The 4,913-nt window shown below is 68.8% G+C and carries 7 protein-coding genes; 1 reads left to right on the top strand and 6 read right to left on the bottom strand.

Annotation, left to right across the window (positions count from 1 at the left end; translation table 11 throughout):
• The 4 genes from IJH84_RS20520 to IJH84_RS20505 form a co-directional block, all read right to left on the bottom strand.
• Nucleotides 1–473, bottom strand: a 473-nt coding sequence (locus tag IJH84_RS20520) for an FAD-binding oxidoreductase (protein ID WP_295147732.1), incomplete at its 3' end; no start/stop codon positions are given.
• Between the two features lie 179 nt (nt 474–652).
• Nucleotides 653–862, bottom strand: coding sequence for a DUF397 domain-containing protein (locus IJH84_RS20515; protein ID WP_200070765.1), 210 nt, complete (start codon nt 860–862; stop codon nt 653–655).
• Between the two features lie 158 nt (nt 863–1,020).
• Nucleotides 1,021–1,458, bottom strand: a complete 438-nt coding sequence (locus tag IJH84_RS20510; RefSeq protein ID WP_200070766.1) for a PPOX class F420-dependent oxidoreductase — start codon at nt 1,456–1,458, stop codon at nt 1,021–1,023.
• A 64-nt stretch (nt 1,459–1,522) separates the two neighbouring features.
• Complete coding sequence (locus IJH84_RS20505) at nt 1,523–2,536, bottom strand: phosphatidylinositol-specific phospholipase C (RefSeq protein WP_295147727.1); 1,014 nt, start codon at nt 2,534–2,536, stop codon at nt 1,523–1,525.
• A 79-nt stretch (nt 2,537–2,615) separates the two neighbouring features.
• Here IJH84_RS20505 and mmuM point away from each other — a divergent pair, with 79 nt between their 5' ends.
• The gene (mmuM, locus tag IJH84_RS20500; RefSeq protein WP_295147725.1) at nt 2,616–3,503 is read left to right on the top strand and encodes a homocysteine S-methyltransferase; all 888 of its coding nucleotides are present in this window, start codon (nt 2,616–2,618) and stop codon (nt 3,501–3,503) included.
• 146 nt (nt 3,504–3,649) lie between these two features.
• On the opposite strand, the gene IJH84_RS20495 is transcribed toward mmuM, so the two are convergent.
• Together IJH84_RS20495 and IJH84_RS20490 are read right to left on the bottom strand one after the other, a co-directional pair.
• Nucleotides 3,650–4,537 carry a mycobacterial-type methylenetetrahydrofolate reductase gene (locus IJH84_RS20495; RefSeq protein ID WP_295147722.1) on the bottom strand — a complete coding sequence of 296 codons (888 nt, stop codon included), beginning with the start codon at nt 4,535–4,537 and terminating at the stop codon, nt 3,650–3,652.
• Nucleotides 4,538–4,773: 236 nt separating this feature from the next.
• The coding region (locus IJH84_RS20490; protein ID WP_295145293.1) for an adenosylhomocysteinase at nt 4,774–4,913 on the bottom strand (140 nt) is incomplete at its 5' end.

Here is a 4,913-nt window from a genome sequence, read left to right as displayed (position 1 = left end):
TATTTGACGCAGCAGACGCCGCCCGCGTTGGTGGCGACGTTGCCGCCGATCGTGGACCAGGGCGAGCTCGCCGGGTCCGGTGGATACCAGGCGCCGTGCTCGCGGCAGGCGGCGCGGAAGTCATCGTTGACCGCACCGGGCTGGACCACGGCGAGCTGTTCGCGCGGGTTGATCTCCAAGACCGAAGTCATCAGCTCGAAAGAGATCAGCACGCAGCCGTCCAGCGCGTTGGCACCGCCGGAGAGGCCGGTGCCGGCTCCCCGCGGCACCACCGGCACACCGAGTTGCGCGCACACTTTGACCACGGCGACGACGTCTTCGGTGGCGGTGGGGCGCACGACGGCGGCCGGGGTCCCGTGCGGCGCCCATTCGGCTTCGTCGTGGGCGTAGCGGGCGACGGAGTCCGGATCGGTGACCAGCTGTTCCTGCGGTAGCTCGGCCCGCAGCGCCGCGAGTGTGCTCTCCGTGTCCATCGACCCTCCGTTCACCCGTTCGCACCCACGCTAACCGTTCGGGTGCGGACGAGCCCACCTCCACCCGGCGGGACCGACCCTCGGTGATGCTTTCGGCAGCGACGTCCGCGCTGGTCACAGCGGCTTGCGCGGTTGAAACGCGGTGCTCGGCGGTTATCACATGCTGCGAAGGACCTGCGTCATTCCGCCGTTGCGGGCAGCTTCCGACGGTCGCAGCGCCCCGAACCGATCGAAGCCAGGAAGCCTCGCCACCGCTCCTTCGACACCCGCAGCAGCGCCCCGTGGGGTTCTTTGGAGTCCCGGATCAGCGTGGCCGTCCCCGTGCACGCGACCTCGACGCAGTTGCCCGTCGACCCGCTTCGAGTACTGCGGTGCCACTCCTCGGACATCACGACCCCCTCCTCAGATATCAGGACTCCTTTCATCTTCGGTGATCGGCCGGTGGACTCAATTCAGCACTTGTCGCAACCGGCTTCCTCCGACACATCACGACTCGACATCCCAGTCGGTGGACCGCGCCGCCGCGGGCCCAGCACCGGAGGCCGGGTCAGTCCGCGACACCCCTGCTCTGATCGATGAAGGTCTGGCGCTCCGGGACGATCCAGATGGTCACGCGGTCGCTCTTGATCGCTTCCGGCGGGTAGTCCTTGCCGATGTACTTGTGCGCGAGTTCGTCCACCTGCCGCCGGGCGCGGTCGCCGGTGGTCGTGGCCGAGACCCGGCCACGCACCTCCGCGTAGCGGTACGGGTCCTGCTCGTCCCTGATCAGCACGGTGATCCGGGGGTCCCGCTGCACGTTGAGGTACTTCGCGCGGTGCGTCTCGGTGTTGAGCACCAGCTGGTCGTCGTCCACGTCCACCCAGATCGTCTGGCTCTGGATCCGCCCGCTGGGCAGCACCGTGGACACGGCGGCGAAGTTCTTGCCGGTGGCCAACCGCTCGGTTTCGGGCATCAGCTGTGGTCCGTTCTCGGTCTTCGCCGGCATCGCGACTCCTCCCGGTCGGGCGAACCTTCTCGATTCCGCCCTACCCGGAGCCCACCGGCGCCAATCAGGCGCCGTTGCGGGAGATGACCTCGTTGATCAGGTCCGAGCCGGGGAAGTCCATCAGCACCACGCCGGTGCGCGGCACGTCGTTGCCACCGAGATGTTCCAGGGCGTGGTCGTTGACGCCGCGGGCCCCGCTCGCGCCGCAAGCGACGTCTTTCGGGTCGGCGCCGAGGCTGGAGCCGCTGGTGAAGTTCAGGAACATCTCCGCGGGATCGGCGGAGTTCGTCTTGTCCCAGTGCTCCCGCACGTGGTTCCACTTCTGCTCGATGTCGCCGACGGTGGGCACTTCGTACTCGTCCTGGACGTAGTCGCCCCAGTTGTCGTCGTTGAACTGCTCCAGCCCGTATCCGTCGACCAAGCCGCCTTGGGCTTCCTGCAGTGCGGTGAGCACGATCTTGCCGCGGGCGGCACCCAGCGTAGGCGTCCCATCGGAAGCCGTGCCATCGGAAGCTGGGTTGTACAGGTAGTGCCCGTTGGGATCGTTCTGCTGGTAGCGGTCCAGGATCTCCGCGGTGCTCAGGTCGCTGGACTCGTCGGTGCACGAGCCGACTTCGCCGGTGCACTCGGCTTTCAGCCGCAGCAGCACGGTCTCGCCGGGGTGGGCGGCGAGGAAGTCACCGGCCTTCGCCAGCACGTCGGCGAAGTTGGCGTGCTGGTAGAAGGTTCCGTGGTGGACGGTGAACTCGTTGTCCACCTTGCGCACCCGGATGTCGATGGCGCGGATGCCGGCGTCGAGCTGCGCGGTGAGGGTTTCGGCGCTGTCGCCGTGGTCCTCCTGGGTCTGCGTGATCTCGCCGCCGTGCAACGACAAGGTGTCGTGCGTGCCGGGAACGGACAGCGCCGCGAGGCCGGTGTCGTCGGGCAGCCCGCTCATCCACTCCTGGTTCGACGCGTCGGTGAGGCTTTCGCAGTAGGCGGTCGCCGCGTGCGCGGACCCGGCGGGAACGAGGGTCACCGCGAGCGCCGCCGCGAAGGTGAGCGCGGCCTGGGCGGTGGAAGTTGCGACTCCGGCCATGCGGGCATGATCACGCGTGCGGCGTACCCGGTGGCGGTACTGGCGACATCCCGCCATGGCGGGCTTTTACCGTGGGGACATGGAACTCGACGAGCCGCTGGTGCTCGACGGCGGGCTGGGCACGCAACTGGAGGCGCGCGGGGGTGATCTCTCCGGCGACTTGTGGTCGGCGCAGTTCCTGGCATCGGCACCGGAAGAGATAGTCGCCGCGCACGAGGCGTTCTTCGCGGCCGGTGCGGACATCGTGACCACGGCGAGCTACCAGGCGGGCTTCGCGGGTTTCGCCGCGCACGGCTTCGATCGCGAGCACGCGGCCGGGCTGATGCGTCGCAGCGTCGAGCTGGCCAAGCGGGCCGCGCAGCGAGATGCGGGCAAGCGGCGCTTGGTCGCGGCATCGGTGGGCCCGTACGGGGCGGTGCTGGCGGACGGTTCGGAGTTCCGCGGCCGCTACGGCCTGAGCCACCGCGAACTCGTCGGGTTCCACCGGCCACGGCTGGAAGTCCTCGCCGAAGCCGGGCCCGACCTGCTCGCGCTGGAGACGGTTCCGGACGTGGACGAGGCGGCCGCGCTGCTGGAAGTGCTCGGCGACGTCGACGTGCCCGCTTGGCTCTCGTACAACATCGATGGCGAGCGCACTCGCGCCGGACAGCCGCTGGAGGAGGCGTTCGCCGTAGCCGCCGGTCGGGACGACGTGCTCGCGGTCGGCATCAACTGCTGCACGCCCGCCGATGCCACGCGGGCGGTGCCGATCGCTCGCGAGATGACCGGAAAACCCGTCGTGGTCTATCCGAACAGCGGCGAAGGCTGGAACGCCGGACGGCAGGACTGGACGGGGCCGTCCCGGTTCGACGCGGCGCTGGTGCGCGATTGGGTCGCAGCGGGAGCCCGCATCGTCGGCGGTTGCTGCCGCGTCGCGCCCGCCGACATCAACGCCGTCGCGAACGTCCTGGCACGACCGCGCGATTGAGCTGCAGGGGCGCGGAGTGAACGGACCGCCCGCCGGGCGGACGATCCGTTCACTTCCGGCGAACCGCTCGGGTATCGAAGGGAGGAGAGATCCCGCAGCGGGAGAGCGCCGGAAGGCGCACGCAACACGAGCTCAACAACAGGCGATCAGGCCGGTGTCGGGGACCAGTAGTCGAGCATCTCCGCGAACACGTCGAAGGCCGGCTTGGAGTAGCCGTACGGTGCCTCCAGGTGCAGGCTCAGCGGGAAGCCGAGGTCGGCCACCCCGTCGATGACGCTCTTGTACACGTCGAGATGCTTCTGCTTGCGCTGCTCGAAGCCGAGCTCGCTGATCGCGGCGACCCACTTCTGCTCGGCCTCGACGGCCGGGTTGCCGGGGTCCTGGATGAGCCAGTCGATCAGTCCGCGCTTGCCTTCGACGCTCGGCACGAAACCGAACGAGAGCAGGATCTCCGGGCGGTGCGGCGTCTTCTCCGCGAATTCCCGCAGGAATCCGACGATCGCGTCGGAGTACAGCAGCTGCGTCATGCCGTACGTCGCGCCGCGGTCGCACTTGAAGTTGAACCGGCCGGGCTCGCCCTCGCGGGTCGGGATGAGGATCGAGCCGCGGTTGGGCACGATGTCCTGGAACTGGGTTAAGGCGTCGGTCGGCGGGATCCCGCCGCCTTCGCCGTCGGCCATGGTGCGCGGCACGCCGACGAACGTGATGCCTTCCATCCCGGCGCTGCGCAGGTGCTTGAGCCGCTCGGTCAGCTGCGGCTTGTCCATGAACGCGGTGACCTGCGTGCACAGGCCCTTGACGTCGCCGATCTCCGGACGCACCGCGTTCCAGAAATCGATGACGTCCATCTTCGGCTTCATCTCGATCGGACGGTCGTCGTCCTCGGCGATGATGCCCGGGATCATGAGGTGCCCGATGCGGTCGGCGAGCCCGGCGGCGCGGCTGTTCTCGGCCACCTTGCGGCCTTCCTCCACGGCCCTCTCCTGTCCGCCGTCCAGGTCGGGCGGTGCCATTTCGAGTGCGATCGTGTGCATGTCGGCCTCAGGTTTTCCTTCCTAGCCGGTCACCGCGCACACCCGGCCGCGTCGCTGGAGCAGCCGCGCGAGCAGCAACCGTACTGCCGGAAAAATCGGAATTCGAGGGGGCGCGAAGTGTTCGGCGCCGCGGCCTCGACGGGAGTTGCTGGTTTTTCGGGGGCCGCCACCGCCCGAGGCTGCAAACCCCGGGCGGTGGCGGCGACCACCGGTCGCTCAGGCCGTAGCCGAACGAATCAGTAGCGGTAGTGTTCGGGCTTGTAGGGCCCGTTGACGTCGACGCCGATGTACTCGGCCTGGGCCTTGGTCATGCGGGTGAGGTTGACCCCGAGCGCGTCCAGGTGCAGCCGGGCGACCTTCTCGTCCAGCAGCTTCG

The organism is Saccharopolyspora sp., from assembly GCF_017434145.1.
Lineage (GTDB): Bacteria > Actinomycetota > Actinomycetes > Mycobacteriales > Pseudonocardiaceae > Saccharopolyspora_C > Saccharopolyspora_C galaxeae.
This window is presented reverse-complemented; position numbering and strand designations above follow the sequence as displayed.